The following is an 18,985-nucleotide window of genomic DNA, read 5'->3' as shown; positions in this document are numbered from 1 at the left end:
CCAGAACAGCCCCTTTCCCATCCGGAGCAGTCCGAAGGGCAGGGGGCTTTCCATTGGGAAAAAAGTGCGCTTATTCTGCCGCCGCCTCTGCCTCATCGTCTTCGCTGTCGTTGGTCAGGTGCAGGCGATCAAGAGTGTAGAAAATCAGGCCCATGGCCATACCGACCACACAGGCCAGCACCATTCCCTTGAGCTCAACGCTACCCAGATGCAGAGATACACCGGACAAACCCGTGACAAAAATGACGGAGGTCATGATGATGTTGCGGTTTTTAGCAAAATCTACACGGGAATCCACAAGGATGCGCAGGCCGGAAGCACCGATCATGCCGTAAAGCAAAAACGAAATACCGCCGATTACCGGGCCGGGGATCGTGGCGATCAGCTCAGAAAATTTGCCGATAAAGGAGCTGATAATCGAAAGTACCGCCGCGCCGCCGATCACCCACACGCTGTATACACGGGTCATGGCCATTACGCCGATATTCTCGCCGTAGGTAGTGGTGGGAACCGCACCCAGCATGCCGGAAGCCATGGTGGAAAAGCCGTCGCCCATCAGGGAACGGTGCAGGCCGGGGTCTTTCAGCAGATCCTTGCCGATCACCTTGCCAGTAACGATCTGGTGGCCGATATGTTCAGAGATCAGAACCAGCGCAACCGGCAGCATGGTAATGATCGCATCCAAACGGAACTGCGCCAACTGAAAATGAGGCAGAGAAAACAGGCTCGCCTGCTCCACCGGCGCAAAATTCACCACACCTAAAATGGCCGCCGTAAGATAGCCGCCAATAATGGCAATCAGAATCGGAATGACGGAAAGGAAGTTGCGAAACAGAATCGAACCGAACACCGCAATTCCCAGCGTAACCAGAAAAACGATCGCGTTTTTGGGGTCTACCGTCGTGACAACCTGCTGGAACAACCCTTCAGAGCCTTTGACGGCCACATAATTTGTCTGCGTCAGGATTCCGGCAGTGGAAGCCGCCGTGCCGGAAAGCTCCAGGCCGATCAGCGCGACCACCGGGCCCATTGCGGCCGGCGGGAGGAGCTTGTCGATCCAGTCGGAGCCGAACCGCTTGATCACCAGCGCCAAAACCACCACTGTGAAGCCAACCGCGACAAAACCGCCCTGTGCGTACGAAAATCCGCCGCCGGGCGCGTCTTTATACCGGTTGATAACAATGAGAGCCGGCCCGATAAATGCAAAGCTGGAACCGAGGTACGCCGGGCATTTCCCCTGGGTCATCCAAAAGAAAAACAGAGTGCCGACGCCGTTCATCAAAAGCACGACTGCGGGGTTAATTCCAAACAGGGTTGGAACCAGAACAGACGCGCCGAACATCGCAAACATGTGCTGTATGCTCAGCGGTATTGCGCGCTTCAGCGGCGGCTTCTCATGAGTTTGAATGATGTGTTTTGACATAGCTTGAATCATCCTTTTCTTTTATATGAATATAGTAATTCCACTACCAAAAGAGCCACCGTATTCTTCCCCCTTCAAAGGCTGGAGAAGAAACCCTGTTTTCACTTTTCCATTACAAAATAGAATCATTTTTCAAAAACGGCCCCAAAAAAGTAGGCTTTTGAATGCAGTGATGTCAAAAGCCTACCAAAGCAGCCGTAAACGGCGGTGAATGATGAAAACAAGGCAAAAGAAAAGCCCACCCGGTATGCAAGGCATATCAGATTGAGCTTATCTTGTTTTCTATTTTCGAATAAATGCAGATTTTGGTGCCGCACAAATGGGGCAAAGCCAATCTTCCGGCAACTCTTCGAACGGAACATCGGGATCATTGTAAATATAGCCGCAAACCTTACAAATAAACTTTCCGCCGTCTGAACCGGTATTGCTTTCGGTAACGTGACGGTACGTCGGCGCATTTTTGGGGGCCGAACCCTTGAGTACCTGATGGTAATACGTGTAGCTCATCGGCGTACCGGTCACCTTTTCGCTGCCGGCAATCACCTCGGCCAAAAACACTGTATGGGTGGAGGTTTCAACCCGATTGACCACTTTGCACAAAAACCAACAGCAAACATTCTCTTTAATGACAGGAACACCCTCAACCAAAACACGGTGACGGATATTTTTTAATTTGTTGGAATTTCTTCCGGAATTAAAGCCCAAGGCACCGATCACAGTACCGGGGGTATCCTCCGATAAAACGGAAACAGAAAAAATTCCGGTTTCCCGGATACATTCGTGACTGTAATTATCATGATGCATACTGACAGCGATAACGGGAGGATTCGTATTCGTAACCTGAATCACCGTATTCACAATACACGCCGACGGTTCGTTCTCGCCTTTCACACCAATGGCATACATTCCGTATGACAAGCTCGCTAAAATAGCACTATCCAATCAGTATCCCTCCCCACGGATCAAACCTGAGTCCAAAATTATATATATCATAGCACTGCACAGACAAACATACAAGAGATTATTTTTATTTTTTCTCCATGATTTTCTTCCAATACTGGAGAAACGCCTGCTCGTTTTTGTTCAAACCCGCAGTATAATACTCCGTCCCGCGCAAAACATCGGGCAAATACTGCTGCGCCACCCAATGATCCGGATAATCGTGGGGGTACAGATAAAACTGCCCTTTCTTTGCCTGATCGGCCCCATCAAAGTGCTTGTTCTGCAGCTGACGCGGAATCGGCCCGGATTTTCCCGCGCGAATATCCGCCAGCGCAGCGTTGACTGCCGAATAAGCAGAGTTGGATTTTGGCGCCATACAGACCAGAATCACCGCGTTCGCCAGCGGGATTCTCGCCTCCGGAAGGCCTACCTGCAGCGCGGTATCGACCGCGGCCTTTGTAATGGGAATGATCTGCGGCCAGGCCAGGCCGACGTCCTCATTGGCGCAGACAAGCAGCCGACGGCACACAGACGGCAGATCACCGGCCTCAAGAAGCCTCGCCAGATAGTGTACCGCGGCATTGGAGTCAGAGCCGCGCATGGATTTTTGGAACGCCGAGAGCAGATCGTAATGCTCGTCGCCGTCTTTATCATAGCGCACGGCACTTCTCTGGGTCAGCTCGCGCGCGGCCTCCAGCTCTATCACAAGGCCGTCGGCTTCGCGTCTGGCGGAAAGCGTACACAGCTCCACCGCGTTCATCGCCTTGCGCACATCTCCCCCGCACGACTGAGCAATATGCAGGTCTACCCCATTCGCACGCGTAATCGTCTCCCCTCGCTCCTGCTCGAGCGCAGAAAACGCGCGTTCAACCGCATTCAGAATTTCTTCTGTGTCTACCGCTTTAAACTCAAACACGGTACAGCGGCTTAAAATCGCGTTATAAACATAAAAATACGGGTTCTCCGTTGTGGAGGCAATCAGCGTGATCTGCCCGTTCTCAATGAATTCCAGCAGCGTCTGCTGCTGCTTTTTATTGAAATACTGAATTTCATCCAGATACAGCAGCACTCCGTTCAGCGTTTCCAGTGTGCCGAGCGATTCTACCACAGCACGGATGTCTGCTGTGGACGCAGTGGTGCCGTTCATCTTCACCAGCTTTCGCTGCGTCTTACGGGCAATGATCGAAGCGACGGTGGTCTTTCCAACGCCGGACGGCCCATAGAAGATCATATTCGGGATTTCGCCGGAATCGATGATGCGGCGCAGGGCTTTGTCCGGGTTCAGCAGATGGCGCTGCCCTACCACCTCATCAAGCGACTGCGGTCGAAGGCGTTCCGCTAAAGGCACTGACAATGGAAACCATCCTTTCAAAAAGCGGCGCAGCATTTGGCTGCGCCGCATATGACTTAACTTGGCGGATGAATCAGCGGTACAACGGGTAACGGCTGCAAATGCTCCCCACCTTCGCGCGGATCGCATCCTGATTGCCTTCAAAGCTCTGTGCCGCCATCGCAATGCACTCGGCCACCTCGTCCATATCCTGCGTGTTCAGGCCGCGAGTGGTAACTGCGGGCGTGCCAAGGCGCAGGCCGCTGGTAACAAAGGGGCTTCTCTGCTCATTCGGAACCGTATTTTTGTTCGCGGTAATATACACTTCGTCGAGGCGATGCTCCAGCTCTTTGCCGGTCAGCTCCTCGCCGCTCAGGTCCACCAGCATCAGGTGGTTATCTGTTCCGCCGGAGACCAGCTTAATCCCGCGTTTCGTCAGGCCGTTCGCCAAAGCCTGCGCGTTGTCGATAATCTGCTGCTGGTAGGCTTTGAATTCGGGCTGGAGCGCTTCCCCAAAGCAAACGGCCTTCGCCGCGATAATGTGCATCAGAGGGCCGCCCTGGGTTCCCGGGAAAATTGCCTTGTCGATTGCCTTGGCATATTTCTCCTTGCACAGGATCATACCGCCGCGCGGGCCGCGCAGCGTTTTATGTGTGGTGGTGGTGACAACGTCGGCCCACTCGATGGGGCTTGCATGCAGCCCGGCGGCAACCAGACCGGCAATATGCGCCATATCAACCATCAGGTAAGCGCCACATGCGTCGCAAATCTCACGAAAGCGCTTGAAATCGAGCGCGCGGGGATACGCCGAAGCACCCGCCACGATCATTTTCGGCTTGATCTGCATGGCCTGCTCGTACAGCTTGTCGTAATCGATACGATGGGTCTGAGCGTCCACACCGTAAGCAACAAAATGATAATAGCTGCCGGACATATTCACGGGAGAGCCGTGAGTCAAATGCCCGCCCTCGGCCAGATTCATGCCCATAACGGTATCGCCGGGCTGAAGCAGAGCAAAATACACTGCCAGGTTCGCCTGTGCGCCAGAATGGGGCTGCACATTTGCATGCTCCGCGCCAAACAGACGGCACGCACGATCCCGCGCGATGTCTTCTACTACGTCCACATACTGGCATCCACCGTAGTACCGCTTGCCCGGGTAACCCTCGGCGTACTTATTGGTCAGGATGCTCCCCATTGCGGCCAGAACCGCCGGAGAAACCATGTTTTCAGAAGCAATCAGTTCCAGATTTCTTTGTTGGCGTCCCAGCTCCTGCTCCATAGCAGCTCCAACCTCGCTGTCGAAGCGGGAAACAAACCCTATGGTATCCATCATTTCACTGAACATTGGCAACCCTCTCTCGTGTTTTCTTAAAGATTATTATACACGCGATTTCGGCAAAAGGCAATCCGGTCATTTCCATAAAATGACCTTTCCTTTTGTCGGGTTTTGTATTAGAATGAAGAAAACTGCCACAAAAGGATGAGTTGAAAATGACAAAAAAGCAGCTGGCCAATCTGGCCGTGGAAGCGCTGAAAAAAGAATATCCGGAAGCCATCTGTTCGCTGGAATACAGTGAACCCCTCCAGCTTTTGATTGCAACCCGCCTTTCAGCTCAATGTACCGACGCGCGTGTCAATCAGGTAACCCCGGCCCTTTTTGCCCGCTTCCCCACATTGGAAGCTTTTACGAAGGCCAAGGTAGAGGAAATTGAGGAGCTGATTCATTCCTGCGGGCTTTATAAAACCAAGGCGCGCGATATTCTGGCTCTGTGCCAAAAGCTAGCGGAAGAATACGGCGGTGTGATTCCCGATACCGTTGAAGAGCTGACCAAACTGCCGGGCGTGGGGCGAAAAACCGCAAACCTGGTCGTTGGGGATGTATATCACAAGCCCGCCGTTGTAACCGACACGCACTGCATTCGGATTGCCGGGCGCCTGGGCCTGACGAAAAGCAAGGTTCCCCTGCAGGTGGAGAAGGATTTGCGCGCGGTGCTGCCGCCGGAGGAATCGAACGACTTCTGCCACCGGCTGGTGCTGCATGGCAGAGCTGTGTGTCAGGCGAGAACCGCTCACTGTGAGGTTTGCAATATGAATCACTTTTGTAAAACGGGGATCGCGGAGCAGAAGGCGAAAAACAATTGACATTTTTTGAAAAAACTTCTTGAAAAAATGGAAACCCCATGATATAATAAACAGCGTTGAAATTCTTCGGCAGTTTTCGCCGTGATATTACAACGCATGGGGTTCGTAGTTCTACTGGGAAAGCGTCGTGTTCATTTAATATATTCGATGAACAACAACGTTTCAATTCATTTGTTCGGGGAATTAGCTCAGCTGGGAGAGCGCGTGGTTCGCAATCACGAGGTCAGGGGTTCGATCCCCCTATTCTCCACCAAACAAAAACAGACCGGAGTCATTATGATTCCGGTCTGTTTCTGTATTTCCACAACTCTTTCACAGGAAGAGATTTTATAAATTGACTATTGCCCTCGAGCAGCTCTCCAAATTACTGGAGAGCTGCTGTTTTGCTCTGTTGAGGGCTTTTGCTTGTGCTAAAAAAAGGGCGATTCCCACTGTGGGGTAAGCGCACTCAATTGTGGGAGTCCTTCCCCCAAAAATGCTACCAAGGAGCTCAGAAGCAGCAAACAATTTTTATCGGCGGTTACCAGCCAGCACCGATGCCGCCCGCTCCAGCGCGATGTCGATATTGGGGCAAAAATTATCCGATCCAATGGCGTCGTGGAAACCGGCTTTTTGCATCATCTCCATTGGCTGTGGTTGAACATGGGATAAAATGAGAGTGATGTTGTTCTTTACACATCGGTCTCGCACTTTTTGCAGCGATTCCAATGCCGTAATATCCATAGCGGGAACGCTGCGCATGCGCAAAATAATGGTGCTGAGCTTCGGTTCGGTAGAGATGGTCATAAATTGTTCAGCGGCGGCAAAGAACAAAGGCCCGTTGATCTCATAAACCGTCGTATGCTTTGGAACTGCCTTCAAAGCAATGGCATCCTCGTCGTTTTCGGTTTCTTCGTGTTCCTCGTCGGCGTATTTCCAGCCTTCAATGCGGGTCTCATCCGCCATGCGCTTCATGAACAGCAGTGCGGCCATAACCACGCCAACCTCAATGGCGATAACCAGATTAAAGATCACCGTCAAACTGAACGTAACAAGCAGGACGCTGATGTCGCTCTTAGGCGCGGTTTTAACCATGTGAACAACCTCCCGCCACTCGCTCATATTGTACGCCACGACGAACAGAATGGCCGCAATGGCGGGCATGGGGATGAGGGCGGCGTAAGGCATTAGTACCACCAAAACCAAAAGCAGAACCAACGAATGAACCATGCCTGCAATAGGAGTGCGTCCGCCGTTTTTTACGTTGGCAGCCGTGCGGGCGATGGCACCTGTGGCAGGAATACCGCCGAACAGCGCCGAAGCAACGTTACCCGCGCCCTGCGCCACCAGTTCCATGTTGGAGCGGTGACGGCTGCCGATCATCCCATCGGACACCACACAGGACAGAAGGGATTCCACCCCTGCCAGTATGGCGATGGTAATGGCATCGGGCAAAAGAGAGCCGATGGAGGACAGAGAGAGTGCGGGCAAAGAGAATGTGGGCAGCTGGCTGGAAATATCATAGAGAGAGCCAATGGTGTTGACCTCCATGTCAAAGACCTGTATCATCACACCGCTCGCCAGAACGGCGATGAGAGAACCAGGAATTTTATTCGAAACCTTGGGCCAAAGGATTAAAATTGCCAGACAGATGAAGCCCACCAGCGCCGCCCGCCAATTGAGCGACCCAGCGCTCTCCACACACGCACGGAGCTTCTCCGTGGTCTGCACCGGTGTGGAGTGGAAGGTCAACCCCAAAAAGTCCTTGAACTGACCAATGGCAATGGTAACGGCGATGCCGGCAGTGAAACCGGTGGTAATGGTGCGAGGTATGTAGCGAAGGAGACTTCCAAACTGCAAAAGCCCCATAATCACTAAGATGATTCCTGCCATCAACGTGGCGATTGCCAGCCCTTCCATGCCATTACGGGCAACAATGCCCGCTACGATGGTTGCGAAGGCGGCGGTGGGTCCTGCAATCTGAACCCGACTTCCTCCTAAAAATGAGACGACGAAACCAGCCACTATGGCTGTATAGATGCCGCGCTCTGGGCCAACCCCTGATGCAATCGCCAACGCAATGGACAGAGGCAACGCAATGATTGCCACAATAATCCCTGCGATCACATCTTTAAAAAATTGCTCTTTTGTGTACTGCTTCATTACTGAAAATAGCTTTGGTTCTAGTTTCTTCACGAGGGACTCCTTCTTTATACCTCTTTAATACGGAGATACTGACACTTACATGTTACGATCGTCTTGATGGCCGCTAAACATACGATTATGTACAGTCAAATAGTCAACTGAGAGAAATGTCCACAAGAAAACACATATCGTTTGACCTCCGCCGTTCTTTATCTTACAACATCAGAAGCGAAAAGTGAAGGCTTGATTGGATCGATCCCCACACTTACAGTGGGTTTACGAAGCAGATGAATCCAAATCGCAAAAGGGGTTTTGCTCCCAAATTGCGTTTACTGAGGCGGATTTTCTCTGTTCCCCGCGCTCTGCCACGCTTCTTTCAGCAAGGCCACCGCAGCCGGGATTTCTTCGATTTTCAGGCAGGCAAATCCAAGCAGGAGCATGCTTTCACACGCGTCTTGCGGCGGGACAAAATAGTACTGAGATACCCCGTACACTTTTACTCCCTGCCGCAAAGCTGCCTGAATCAACGCTTGCTCGTCCCAGCCGTTGTTGACGCGCAGAAGAAAATGCAGCCCGGCGGAATCCCCGCGGATTTCAGCCTCCGGCAGCAGCCGGTGCACCGCGGAAACAATTGTTTCTCTCTTCTGCTTATACAGGTTGCGCATTCGGTTCAGGTGGCGTTCAAAATGCCCCTCGTCAATAAAACGGCACAGGGTTTTCTGGTCGATCTTCGGCACCGGGCAAATATAAAAGCTGAGGGTTTTCTGGTATGCGTCCAGCAGGTGACGCGGCAGCACCATGTAACTGACTCGCAGTGCCGGCGACAGCGATTTGGAGAAGGCTCCCATATAGATCACCCGGCTTGTTTCGTCCATCCCCTGCAAAGAAGGAATCGGCTTGCCGGAATAGCGGAATTCGCTGTCGTAATCATCCTCGATCAGGTAACGCCTCGGCTTTTCGTTGGCCCAGTTCAGTAGTTGAATCCGTCGGCTGACCGGCATAATCGTGCCAGTGGGAAATTGATGCGACGGTGTAACACAGGCCACGTTCGCCAGGCTTTCGCGCAGCGCATCCGGCCGCATGCCGCTTTCATCGAGCGGAATCGGGCGGCAGAGCGCACGACTGCTTTTAAAGATCATATTCAGCTTTTCATAGCCCGGATTTTCGATGGCATAAACAAAGTCCGCGTCGAACAACTGCACCAAGAGCTGAAGCAGGAACTCCGTCCCTGAGCTGATGACGATTTGATCCGGACAACAATTCACGCCGCGTGAATAATGCAGATAGTGGGCGATGCTTTCTCGCAGGCCGGGGTCGCCCTTAGGATCGCCCGCTTTTAAGAGATCGCGGTCATATTCGTCGATCACTTCTTTGGTCAGCCTGCGCCAAATGGAAAAGGGAAAGCTGTCGTGGTCAACCCCCTGATGAGAAAAATCGTACCGGAAGCTGACACTCTCCTGTGGCGGGGCAATCTCTTTTTTCGGCTCCTGATTCATGCGCAGGATCCCCCCAAAATCTGCAACATAATACCCGCTTTTCTCCCGCGAAACCAGGTATCCCTCTGCCACCAGCTGATGATAAGCCGCCTGAATCGTGTTCTGACTGCAGTGCAAATAGGCGGAAAGCTGCCGTTTTGACGGCATTTTTTCATTTTTGCTATAATTGCCGCTGATGATTTCATTCTTAAAAAAATCATATAGCTGCTGAAAAAGCGGGGCATCCTCCCTTTTTTCCAGCCGCAGAGAAATTTCATTCAAACCGCTCGCCCCCATCTGGTACCATCAAATTTTCCATATCTGGCACTTTTTATATGATCAATTTCCTTCTATAATAAAGCAAACCTAAAAAACATGCAAGTATAGTCAATGCCCTTCAAACCTAGTTGTTTGATTAAAATTGCATTCTGACATTACTGTAATCAACTGGGAGGCTGATCAAATGAACAACAGATATGACCTGAACAAAAACCTGGCCCAAATGCTCAAGGGCGGCGTCATCATGGACGTAACTACTCCGGAGCAGGCAAAAATCGCCGAAGAGGCCGGGGCCTGCGCCGTTATGGCACTGGAACGAATCCCTGCGGATATTCGCGCAGCTGGAGGCGTTTCCAGAATGAGCGACCCTAAGATGGTTAAGGGCATCCAGCAGGCCGTCAGCATTCCGGTTATGGCCAAGGTGAGAATCGGGCATTTTGCGGAAGCGCAGATTCTGCAGGCCATTGAAATCGACTACATTGATGAAAGCGAAGTGCTGTCCCCTGCAGATGACCTCTACCATATTGACAAAACCAAATTCGATGTGCCATTCGTATGCGGCGCCAAGAATCTGGGAGAGGCCCTGCGCAGAATTGCCGAAGGCGCTTCGATGATTCGCACAAAGGGTGAACCCGGCACCGGAGACGTTGTGCAGGCAGTGCGCCACATGCGGCTGATCAACCGGCAAATCCGCGAGATTCAGAACACACGGGAGGATGAACTGTTCCACACCGCAAAGGAGTTGCAGGTACCCTATGAGCTGGTACGCGGCGTCTTTGAAACCGGTCGGCTTCCGGTAGTCAACTTTGCGGCCGGCGGCGTCGCGACGCCCGCAGACGCAGCCCTAATGATGCAGCTCGGCGCCGAGGGCGTATTTGTGGGCTCCGGTATTTTCAAATCGGGCAACCCGGCCAAAAGAGCTCGGGCGATTGTGCAGGCGGTTACGAACTACAACGACCCTGCTCTTCTGGCAGCACTTTCGGAGGATTTGGGAGAAGCGATGGTTGGAATCAACGAGCAGGAAATCGAACTGCTCATGGCGGAGCGCGGCATATGAAAATCGGAGTTTTGGCGTTACAGGGAGGTTTTGCGGAACATATTGCCGCACTGAATAAGCTGGGAATTCCCTGTGCGGAAATCCGGAAGAAAGCAGATTTTGATGATTCGCTGGACGCGCTGATTCTTCCGGGCGGGGAAAGCACCGTAATGGGCAAGCTGCTGCACGAAACAGAGCTGTTTGAACCGATCCAAAAGCGGATTCAACAGGGAATGCCCGTGTGGGGAACGTGCGCCGGTCTAATTCTTCTGGCCAGCACAATTGTAAACGAACCGAACTTGTATTTAAAGGGCATTGATCTGACTGTGACAAGAAATGCCTATGGGCGACAGCTCGGCAGCTTTCAGACGACAGAGGAATTTCGCGGAATCGGAAAAATCCCGATGACCTTTATCCGTGCGCCTCTGATCGAATCCGTTGGCAGCGGCGTAACCCCTCTTTCTTTCTATAAAGGAAAAATGGTTGCAGCAGAAAATGATACAATTCTGGTAACAACCTTCCATCCTGAGCTGACGGATGACACTCGAGTTCTCGAGTATTTTCTCCGTAAGGTGAAAAAGCAGGCACTTCTTCCATCCGCATAATACGGCCTGCACGCGTCTGGCAGTTCCATTTTAGAAAGAATGAGTGATACCGATTGAATCATGAAAATGAGCCTTGCCGCCACCGTTATTATGTGGGGTACAGCTTTCGGATGCCCAACACATTTTTTCGCAGCGTCCCCTGCGATTTCTGCCATCGCCGCATCAGTCTGACTCTGCCTTGGCGAATCATTTACGTTATGGTGAATCTGGTGGGATTCTTCCTTTCCTTTTCTTTGTCACAATCGGTTTCAGTCCCGGTTTTTGGGACTACTCTCCCGGTTACGCTTCTTGTTTTTTTGTTTCTCATGTGGATGATTCAGCTGATTTGCCGGTTGATCCTGAGATTTGCAAAATGGAAAGAAACCGACCAGGCAGGCCATAACACGCAGCCGAAGTAATCGATTGAATAAAAGCATTTTACCAAAATAATCTGCATCACGCAGAAAGGCTCCGCCCTTTTTTTCAGGGTGGAGCCTTATTTTTATAGGATAAAGCGAAATAAAATCAGAAAGAAACCACAATACCGCCGTCGTCGGCATATACCGTACTCAAACCACTGGCCTGAAATATGACAATCTCTCGGAAGGAGAATATGCCTTTGATTTTCTCACACAGTTCTTCCGCTTTCGCCCGGGCATTCACATGCGTGATCGCAAGAACCGATTCTGTCATATTTACGGCATCGCGTTTGATGATATTCAGAAGCTTCTCCATTGCCTGCGTTTCTCCGCGGGCTTTCTCTTTGAGCTCCAGAACACCGTCTCCGTTTGAGCCGAGAATCGGAATGATATGAAGCACCTTGCTGATAATCACCTGAATCCCGCTGATTCTGCCGTTCTTTTCAAGATTATTCACGGAAACCGGCACAAACAGCGTCTGTAAATTGGCAACATACTGGCTGAGTTTTAGCAGAATCATACTGTTTTCCATCTGCTGCTCCAGCATCCTTTTGAGCTGCAACACAACAAGCGTCTGCCCCGCCGCGGCGGATTTGCTGTCGATCACATACACCTTACTGGTACTGCCGGATTCCTCCAGCATTTGCTTTGCCGCCATGGCACTTTGAAAGGAGCCGCTCAACCGGGAAGAAATCGTAACCACATAATTTACTGCACAGGACTTATATGCCTCCAGATAATTATGCAGAGATGGACACGCCGTAGTGATTTTATGCTTGCTGGCTTTCATTTTCCGAATCAGCTCATCGGAATCCAGGCCTTCATCCGTCAAGGCCTCGTCGTCGATTAACAGCTGAAACGGAATCCGTTTGATCTCATTGGGATCGCCAAACACTTCTTCATTAAAATCCACACAGCTGTCTACGATGATTTGATACTCCACTGGGCTTTCCTCCCTTTCATTGCCTGCGGCATTGGGCATGATCTATTCAATGTAAATCAGTTTACCACTTTTATCCAGAAACCGCAAGATGTAATCTTCAAAATTAAATGATAGAATAACGAACACTAAGTATGTGTTTCAATCATTTTGGCGATAGCCAACCGAATAAATTATTTTCTACTTTTCCCCGTTAAATGATTCGTTGTAATTTTGACCACTTTTACCCTACTGTCCGCATTTTTAATGTAATCGAGCCCTTTTTGCAGGAAATCGGGAGAATATTTGTGAACCAGCAGCTCCAGAGCTCGCTGCTTTTCCTCTGCAAAAACCTCCTGGGCATTCCCAAACAAAACCACACTTTCATAATTTGTGGTAAAGTCCCCCGGCAAAACCTGTGTTTGACCGACAACACAGAAAGAAACCTTCGAATTTCTGACGATATTCTCCAGTTTACTGCCGACTATCGCACAGTGAATATAGACCGCGCCGCTCTCATACACGTAGCTGACCGGGACACCGTACGGATATTCCTCTCCCATAGTGGACAACACGCCATATTCGCCCTTTTGGAGCAGCAGTTCTGTGCTTTCGGGCGAAAGGATACGGTCCTTCCTTCTCATCTCCTGAAACATCTTTCCACATCCTGTCCTTTTAATCTTTTTATTCGGTATGCCAAAGGCACTTTGCAAGATCCACCGTACCGTTTTCACGAAAAGGAACGCCTTCGCTCTCCAGCAAAAGGCGCTGTTCCGGCCACCCCGGCGCTGTACGGCCCAAACGGTTTACCACCCGGTGGCAGGGCAGCGACAAAAAGAACGGGGTATGACTCAAAGCATACCCAACCAGCCTTGCGCTGCGCGGCGTTCCAATAAAGAAGGCGATTTGCCCGTAGGTGGCTACCTTTCCACGCGGAATTCTTGCAACAACCTGATATACCTGATCCGTGAAATTCCCTTGCACCATGGCATTTTTCTTTCTGTATAATATTACTTTTGATTATATCGGAAGCATTTACAGAATACAAGAATTATATTTCTAACTGCTTACTTCTCTGTCAGAAATCATGTTGCATTCTAACGATCGGTCCAAGAATTCTAATAGCATCTTGTGAGAAAAGGTCGGTCGCTCCTCCGCCTTCGGAAAGGAAGTGACCAACCTCATTATTAAGTAGTATTACAAAGTATTTGAGAAGATTCCGAACTGAAAAACGTTCCGTATAACAAACGCGGAACGGTTTTTCAATTACCCCGCCAACGAAGTGACGCGGTAAACAGCCCTGCAAAGAGCATACAGATTTTTTTCCGGCAGATTCTGGTCCGCTACACAGCCCGGTCCGATAATCAGACCCTTGTCTCCAGCAAATTCAATGGCTTCCTGCACATGCCGTTCTACCTCCGCCACAGAACCGGATACCAGAATACTTTCCCGAATTTTTTCTCCTTTTTCATTATAATATGGAGCCTCTTGAATGCCGCCCAGCAAACATTTATCCGTGATTTTCCGGGCTTCTGCAAGAGTAGGACTGCTCCACCGGTCGTGCCAGTTGATGCAGTTCACCGGATAATCCGCAATCAGCCGGAACATTCCGTGATCCCCGTGCAAGTGTGCCACATTGAAAAAGGTTTCATCCTGATACGCGGCAATTACCTGCCGGTCGTAAAATTCTCCAAACTCCCGGTATTGTTCCTCGGTCAGAAAATCATAATTAGCACATTGCGTGGCGAAGAAAAAGCCATCCACGCCCGCTTCTATGTTGGCCTTTACAAAATTAACGGTTGTTTCCGTCAACGCTTGCAACGCCTGCTTGAATCTGCGGGAATCTTCTTTCATATCCAGCAAAATCCTGTCCCCAGCCAGCTTTCTTGCCGTAGTCAGGGGACTAAAAATCGTTTGGATTACCGGGAACTGTTTTTTTGCAAGATGAATTGTATGCCGAGCTGCCTGAAGCTGCTTGCCATAAGAACCATAAATAGCCGGCAAAGGCTCAATCCGATCCCAGTCGCTAATCTGATGGATCCCATAGTCATCCACGATAGGAGGAAAGTTGACCCGGTTAAAAATTTTTACCTTTACACCGTAATCCTGAACGCCATACAGTCCAAAAGGCATCAGCTTGATAAAATCAAAGTCATACTTCTGCGCAAATGCGACCTGAGTTTCCGCCAGGCTTCTGGGGTCCTGATCCACAGCAGAAAAATGCATCCACACATTCAGCGGAATTTTATCCACCTCCTGTCCTTTCAGCGCTGCCTGGATTCGCTCAAACTTATTCATAATACACCTACCATTTCTTAAATACTCGCTCAACTCGGCCAAATACCACATCCAGCAACCCGCACAACGCCCAATAAATCAGCGCTGCAGCGATATACGCTTCCAGGTAATGCGCGTTTTGAGCCGAGGCCAGCTTTGCCTGAGACAGAATATCCGCCACACCAATGGTAAAAGCAAGAGAAAGGCCTTTGGTAATTCCCAAGAAAGTATTAAAAAACACCGGCACCGCCACTGTGACGCCCTGCGGGATTACAATTTTGAACAGTGCCTGAAATCCGTTCATACCACAGGCATAGGCGGCGTCCCACTGCCCGGGATCGATAGAGGAAAACGCACCGCGAATATTCTCCGACTGCCCCACCGAAATATACAGGGAATAAGCCACCACCAGCACTGCCAGGGGCGAAGTCTTGGCCGCTTGCTCCATTCCAAGGATGCGGCAAACCTCTTCTACCGCCATTGGCAGAATAAAATATGCCAAATACAAATGAATCACCAAGGGAATTCCTCTGGTATAATCCATAAACACCCGGGCCAGCTGCTTTGCTACCGGAACCTGACGAATTCGAACTATGGCTACCGCAAAGCCCAACAGAATTCCAAAGCTCAAAACGATCAGTGCGGTCCCCAACGTAAAGGGAACAACGGTGAGGATAAACTGCATATCTTCCAGAATCACTGTTCCGCTCAGCATTACCCCACCCACTTTTCCGTTCGATTGGTAATAATGACTCTCTTTTCAAACAACTGACAGAGCTTGCCGACCGCAAACGTGATGCACCAGTAAATGGCCGCTGCAGCCAGATATACCTCTAGCTTTCTCACGCCGTAATCATTGGAAATCATTTTCTTGGCCATTCCCATGATGTCCGTCAGGCCGATCACGAACAGAACAGAGGTATCCTTGACCAATTCCACAAATGCGTTCTCCAGATTAGGCCACACGATCGGCAGCATCTGGGGCAAAATAATCCTCCGAAACTTGGTAAATCCGTTCATTCCGATGCTGTCTGCCGCATCGTGCTGCCCCTGCTCCACCGCCAAATAAGCTGGGCGCAGGTATTCGGACATATAAGCTCCGTTAAACAGGATCAGCGCCAGAGAAGCGTAGAGAGTCTTGCTCCAGCCGTCCGCATCGATGCCGAATTCCCGCAGGATCAAAGGCAAACCGTAATAGACCAGAAAAATGTGGATCAGGCAGGGCGTGCTGCGAAAAAAAGATACATAAATATCAGCCAGAGGTGAAAGGATTTTCCACTTTTTAATACGAACCGCAGCGACACCCGCCGCCAGCGAAATCCCAAGACTGCCCGAAATCACAATAACCAACAAGGTATACGGGATTGCCGAGCTGATTCGATCCATGGTCTTTAAGATATAAGAAAAAGAAATTTCCATGGCGGCAAATGTCACTCCTTTCCAGTTGTAATTTTGTTATTCAGTAAAGTATTTGATCGTATCTTCTCCATACCAGGTTTCAGACAGCTTTGACAGAGTGCCGTTTTCACGCAAGGTCTTCAGAGCCTGTTCCACCTTTGCGGAAAGATCGGTCTGATCCTTGGAGAGGGCGAAATAAGTGCCGTTGATCTTTACGGGGGGATTGATAGCCTTGACCTTCAGACCCAGCTCCTTCTTGATCTCCGCAAAGCCCAGGTTGTTGGGGAGTACCAGAGCGTCATATTCCTTATCGCTAACAGACTTGAAACGGTCTGCAACTGAAATACCCTCGCCAGTGGTGATGGTGATCGGCTTGTCGGCATGCTCTTTGTTATAGGCAGTCAGCAGATTAAAGATACCGCCGTTGGGGGTAGAAGGCACGAGCTTTTTTCCCACCAGGTCATCGAGACTCTTAATAGAATTGTTGTCTTCATTGACGTAAATGTTAATCAGGCTGACTCCGTTGATCGCGTTGGGGATCAAATATTTCTGCTCCCGTTCAGGAGTCTTATACAGACCGCCGCCGATCAGCGCATATTTGCCGGTTTCCAGGCCAATCTGAGTAGCGTCACTCTCTACCAATTCAATATTGAAATCATAGTCGGTGATCAGCTCATCCACTGCTTTGAGTACATCTACCTCATAGCCAACCTTTTCGCCCTTATCATTTTCAAAGCTTAAGGGCTTTGAACCGGATTCCAGTGCAACATTTACGGTTTTTACCTGAGCTGCGGAAGATTCCCCGATGCTTTGGGCAGCAGACGCATTAGCGCCTGTACTCTGATTGGATGCGCAGCCCGACAGAGCCCCTGCAAACAGCGCCGCCGCCAATACGGAACTTAACAATTTTGTTTTCATAAAATTCTCCTCCTGATTAGTGTGAGTATCACCTGTTTATCTCGTTCTTTTAAAGAACAGGTGATTATATTTGATAAACAAAAGGCTGATAGATGCAATCTAAAAACCGTTTTGTTGCCGCTTCCCTGGGAGAAAGAAAAACCTCTCTGGGCGACCCCTGCTCCACGATGCTTCCGCCGTCCATAAAAATGACTTTATTGGCAATCGTCTGTGCAAAGCTCATTTCATGAGTTACCACTACCATTGTGATTCCCCGGCTTGCTACCTGCTTCATAACCGAAAGAACCTCGCCCACCAGTTCGGGGTCCAGCGACGACGTGGGCTCATCAAACAGAATCACAGAGGGATTGATGGCTAAGGCTCTTGCAATGCCAACTCGCTGCTGCTGACCGCCGGACAGCTGGTGGGGGTAAGAATCTTCCTTTCCTTCCAAACCAACGCTTTTCAGCTGCTGCTTTGCCGTTAAAATCGCATCCGCTTTCGGAATTTTCTGAACGGTAATCAGACCCTCTGTGATGTTTTCAAGAGCTGTTTTGTTTTTAAACAGGTTATAGTGCTGAAACACCATGGCTGTTTTCCTGCGCAGCGCCAGGAGCTGTTTCTTTGAGGACTTTTTATAATCATATTGAACGTGATCAATGGTAATATTTCCTTCATCGGCCTTCTCAAGGCCATTCATACAGCGCAGCAGCGTGGTCTTTCCTGTTCCGCTGGGTCCAATAATCACCGCTACATCCCCCTGCTCCACCGTCAGGTTGATGCCCTTTAAAATTTCCTTAGCAGCAAAGGACTTACGGATATTTTCTATGACAATCATGGCTGCTCCTCCTTCCGTAACTCCAACTCTTCACTTTAGCATCAAGTTAAAACATATTATTCTTATATGTAAAAGGTGTTTTTCGTTTAGTAAAGAATACGTTGCACATGGCAATAAGTCAACACTTTTTACTGAAAAAAATTATTTTTATTCACATTATAAATAAAACATGTATGTTTAATAAAATTTTTCAGCAATAATAACAAGCCTATTTAAAGAAAAAAAGAACAGCATCCCATATTCAAGGATGCTGTTCTTTTGTAACGACGCCACCGGAGTCAGTCTTCACGACCGAGCAGCCAGTCTACAGAAACGTTCAGAATATTCGATAAAGCCACCAGTTCATAATCCGTTACATAACGGATCTGTCCCTCTAATTTAGAAAGACCCGAAGCATTCATATCAATTCCGTTCACCTGCAGCTGAGCCAAAAGCTCTTTTTGCTTCATGCCCAGGTTCTTCCGGGCCAGTTCCACATGGGCACCCACCAAATTACGATTACCCAGGGCTTGCTTGCGTAATCTCATTCTTTCATCTCCCCGTTGCTCAGGCCGTATTTCACCGGCCAGACAAAAATAAAAAGTTTTCCCCTCTTCAACAAAAAAGGTACAAAATTGCTGTCGCTTTTTTGAAAGCAAAGTATCATTATAAGAAATAAAAATACCACTATCCGGAATACATTCCATTATAGTAGATAATATCGAAAAGCGCAACAAAAATCATACAAAAATTTCAGAATCAATCCGTTTAATTTGCTGGTTTCCCGTGGAATGGCTCCTGCTTTGTCGAATACCAAAAAAACATTGTTATTTAATGGGATTCTTGTTATAATATTATTCAACAAAGTGCCCGGCGTATTTTTGGGGCTTGCCCCGATTTCGGGCAAAAACCCGATTCTC

19 protein-coding genes and 1 tRNA gene are annotated in these 18,985 nt (G+C 49.7%); 4 read left to right on the top strand and 16 right to left on the bottom strand.

Features of this window, described 5'->3' with window-relative positions; genetic code table 11:
- Positions 1-70: 70 nt before the first annotated feature.
- The 4 genes from uraA to QOS46_RS02755 all read right to left on the bottom strand — a co-directional run bounded on the left by uraA (position 71) and on the right by QOS46_RS02755 (position 5,043).
- Positions 71-1,423, bottom strand: a complete 1,353-nt coding sequence (uraA, locus tag QOS46_RS02770) for a uracil permease (RefSeq protein WP_283607127.1) — start codon at positions 1,421-1,423, stop codon at positions 71-73.
- Between the two features lie 282 nt (positions 1,424-1,705).
- Complete coding sequence (locus tag QOS46_RS02765) at positions 1,706-2,365, bottom strand: flavin reductase (protein ID WP_283607126.1); 660 nt, start codon at positions 2,363-2,365, stop codon at positions 1,706-1,708.
- An 85-nt stretch (positions 2,366-2,450) separates the two neighbouring features.
- Complete coding sequence (locus tag QOS46_RS02760) at positions 2,451-3,719, bottom strand: replication-associated recombination protein A (protein WP_283607125.1); 1,269 nt, start codon at positions 3,717-3,719, stop codon at positions 2,451-2,453.
- Between the two features lie 70 nt (positions 3,720-3,789).
- Complete coding sequence (locus tag QOS46_RS02755; protein WP_283607123.1) at positions 3,790-5,043, bottom strand: serine hydroxymethyltransferase; 1,254 nt, start codon at positions 5,041-5,043, stop codon at positions 3,790-3,792.
- A 146-nt stretch (positions 5,044-5,189) separates the two neighbouring features.
- Between QOS46_RS02755 and nth the strand changes: the two genes are divergently transcribed.
- Both nth and QOS46_RS02745 read left to right on the top strand, forming a co-directional pair.
- Entirely contained in the window at positions 5,190-5,840 is a 651-nt protein-coding gene (gene nth, locus QOS46_RS02750; protein ID WP_283607122.1) for an endonuclease III, read from the top strand.
- Positions 5,841-6,017: 177 nt separating this feature from the next.
- A tRNA-Ala gene (locus QOS46_RS02745) sits at positions 6,018-6,093 on the top strand.
- 257 nt (positions 6,094-6,350) lie between these two features.
- On the opposite strand, the gene QOS46_RS02740 is transcribed toward QOS46_RS02745, so the two are convergent.
- Both QOS46_RS02740 and pdxR read right to left on the bottom strand, forming a co-directional pair.
- Entirely contained in the window at positions 6,351-7,982 is a 1,632-nt protein-coding gene (locus tag QOS46_RS02740; RefSeq protein ID WP_333782983.1) for a SulP family inorganic anion transporter, read from the bottom strand.
- A gap of 311 nt (positions 7,983-8,293) precedes the next feature.
- Entirely contained in the window at positions 8,294-9,721 is a 1,428-nt protein-coding gene (pdxR, locus tag QOS46_RS02735; protein WP_283607120.1) for a MocR-like pyridoxine biosynthesis transcription factor PdxR, read from the bottom strand.
- A gap of 181 nt (positions 9,722-9,902) precedes the next feature.
- Here pdxR and pdxS point away from each other — a divergent pair, with 181 nt between their 5' ends.
- Together pdxS and pdxT are read left to right on the top strand one after the other, a co-directional pair.
- Positions 9,903-10,775, top strand: coding sequence for a pyridoxal 5'-phosphate synthase lyase subunit PdxS (gene pdxS / locus QOS46_RS02730; protein ID WP_283607117.1), 873 nt, complete (start codon positions 9,903-9,905; stop codon positions 10,773-10,775).
- Positions 10,772-11,359 (top strand): pyridoxal 5'-phosphate synthase glutaminase subunit PdxT, encoded by a 588-nt coding sequence (gene pdxT / locus QOS46_RS02725; protein WP_283607116.1) that lies wholly within the window; start codon positions 10,772-10,774, stop codon positions 11,357-11,359. The genes pdxS and pdxT overlap by 4 nt, the downstream gene beginning before the upstream one ends.
- 248 nt (positions 11,360-11,607) lie before the next feature.
- On the opposite strand, the gene QOS46_RS02720 is transcribed toward pdxT, so the two are convergent.
- The 10 genes from QOS46_RS02720 to QOS46_RS02675 all read right to left on the bottom strand — a co-directional run bounded on the left by QOS46_RS02720 (position 11,608) and on the right by QOS46_RS02675 (position 18,613).
- The gene (locus QOS46_RS02720; RefSeq protein WP_283607114.1) at positions 11,608-11,898 is read right to left on the bottom strand and encodes a hypothetical protein; all 291 of its coding nucleotides are present in this window, start codon (positions 11,896-11,898) and stop codon (positions 11,608-11,610) included.
- Positions 11,864-12,700, bottom strand: a complete 837-nt coding sequence (locus tag QOS46_RS02715) for a DegV family protein (RefSeq protein WP_283607112.1) — start codon at positions 12,698-12,700, stop codon at positions 11,864-11,866. The genes QOS46_RS02720 and QOS46_RS02715 overlap by 35 nt, the downstream gene beginning before the upstream one ends.
- Positions 12,701-12,870: 170 nt before the next feature.
- Positions 12,871-13,332 carry a pyridoxamine 5'-phosphate oxidase family protein gene (locus QOS46_RS02710; RefSeq protein WP_283607110.1) on the bottom strand — a complete coding sequence of 154 codons (462 nt, stop codon included), beginning with the start codon at positions 13,330-13,332 and terminating at the stop codon, positions 12,871-12,873.
- A 28-nt stretch (positions 13,333-13,360) separates the two neighbouring features.
- Complete coding sequence (locus QOS46_RS02705) at positions 13,361-13,663, bottom strand: MGMT family protein (RefSeq protein WP_283607108.1); 303 nt, start codon at positions 13,661-13,663, stop codon at positions 13,361-13,363.
- Positions 13,664-13,942: 279 nt separating this feature from the next.
- Complete coding sequence (locus tag QOS46_RS02700) at positions 13,943-14,974, bottom strand: uroporphyrinogen decarboxylase family protein (RefSeq protein ID WP_283607106.1); 1,032 nt, start codon at positions 14,972-14,974, stop codon at positions 13,943-13,945.
- Positions 14,975-14,981: 7 nt separating this feature from the next.
- Positions 14,982-15,668, bottom strand: a complete 687-nt coding sequence (locus QOS46_RS02695; RefSeq protein ID WP_283607104.1) for an amino acid ABC transporter permease — start codon at positions 15,666-15,668, stop codon at positions 14,982-14,984.
- Positions 15,668-16,372 (bottom strand): amino acid ABC transporter permease, encoded by a 705-nt coding sequence (locus tag QOS46_RS02690; RefSeq protein ID WP_283607102.1) that lies wholly within the window; start codon positions 16,370-16,372, stop codon positions 15,668-15,670. Before QOS46_RS02690 ends, QOS46_RS02695 begins: the two co-directional genes overlap by 1 nt.
- A 36-nt stretch (positions 16,373-16,408) precedes the next feature.
- Positions 16,409-17,269, bottom strand: a complete 861-nt coding sequence (locus QOS46_RS02685) for a transporter substrate-binding domain-containing protein (protein ID WP_283607100.1) — start codon at positions 17,267-17,269, stop codon at positions 16,409-16,411.
- A 64-nt stretch (positions 17,270-17,333) separates the two neighbouring features.
- A complete protein-coding gene (locus QOS46_RS02680) occupies positions 17,334-18,086 on the bottom strand; it encodes an amino acid ABC transporter ATP-binding protein (protein ID WP_283607099.1) in 753 nt (250 codons plus the stop codon).
- A gap of 278 nt (positions 18,087-18,364) precedes the next feature.
- On the bottom strand, positions 18,365-18,613 hold the full coding sequence (locus QOS46_RS02675) for a helix-turn-helix domain-containing protein (RefSeq protein WP_283607097.1): 249 nt from the start codon (positions 18,611-18,613) through the stop codon (positions 18,365-18,367).
- Positions 18,614-18,985: the final 372 nt, after the last annotated feature.

It is taken from the genome of Faecalispora anaeroviscerum (assembly GCF_947568225.1).
Classification (GTDB): Bacteria; Bacillota; Clostridia; order Oscillospirales; family Acutalibacteraceae; genus Faecalispora; species Faecalispora anaeroviscerum.
Note: the sequence above shows the minus strand (reverse complement) of the source record. Positions and strands in the feature narration are given on the sequence as shown.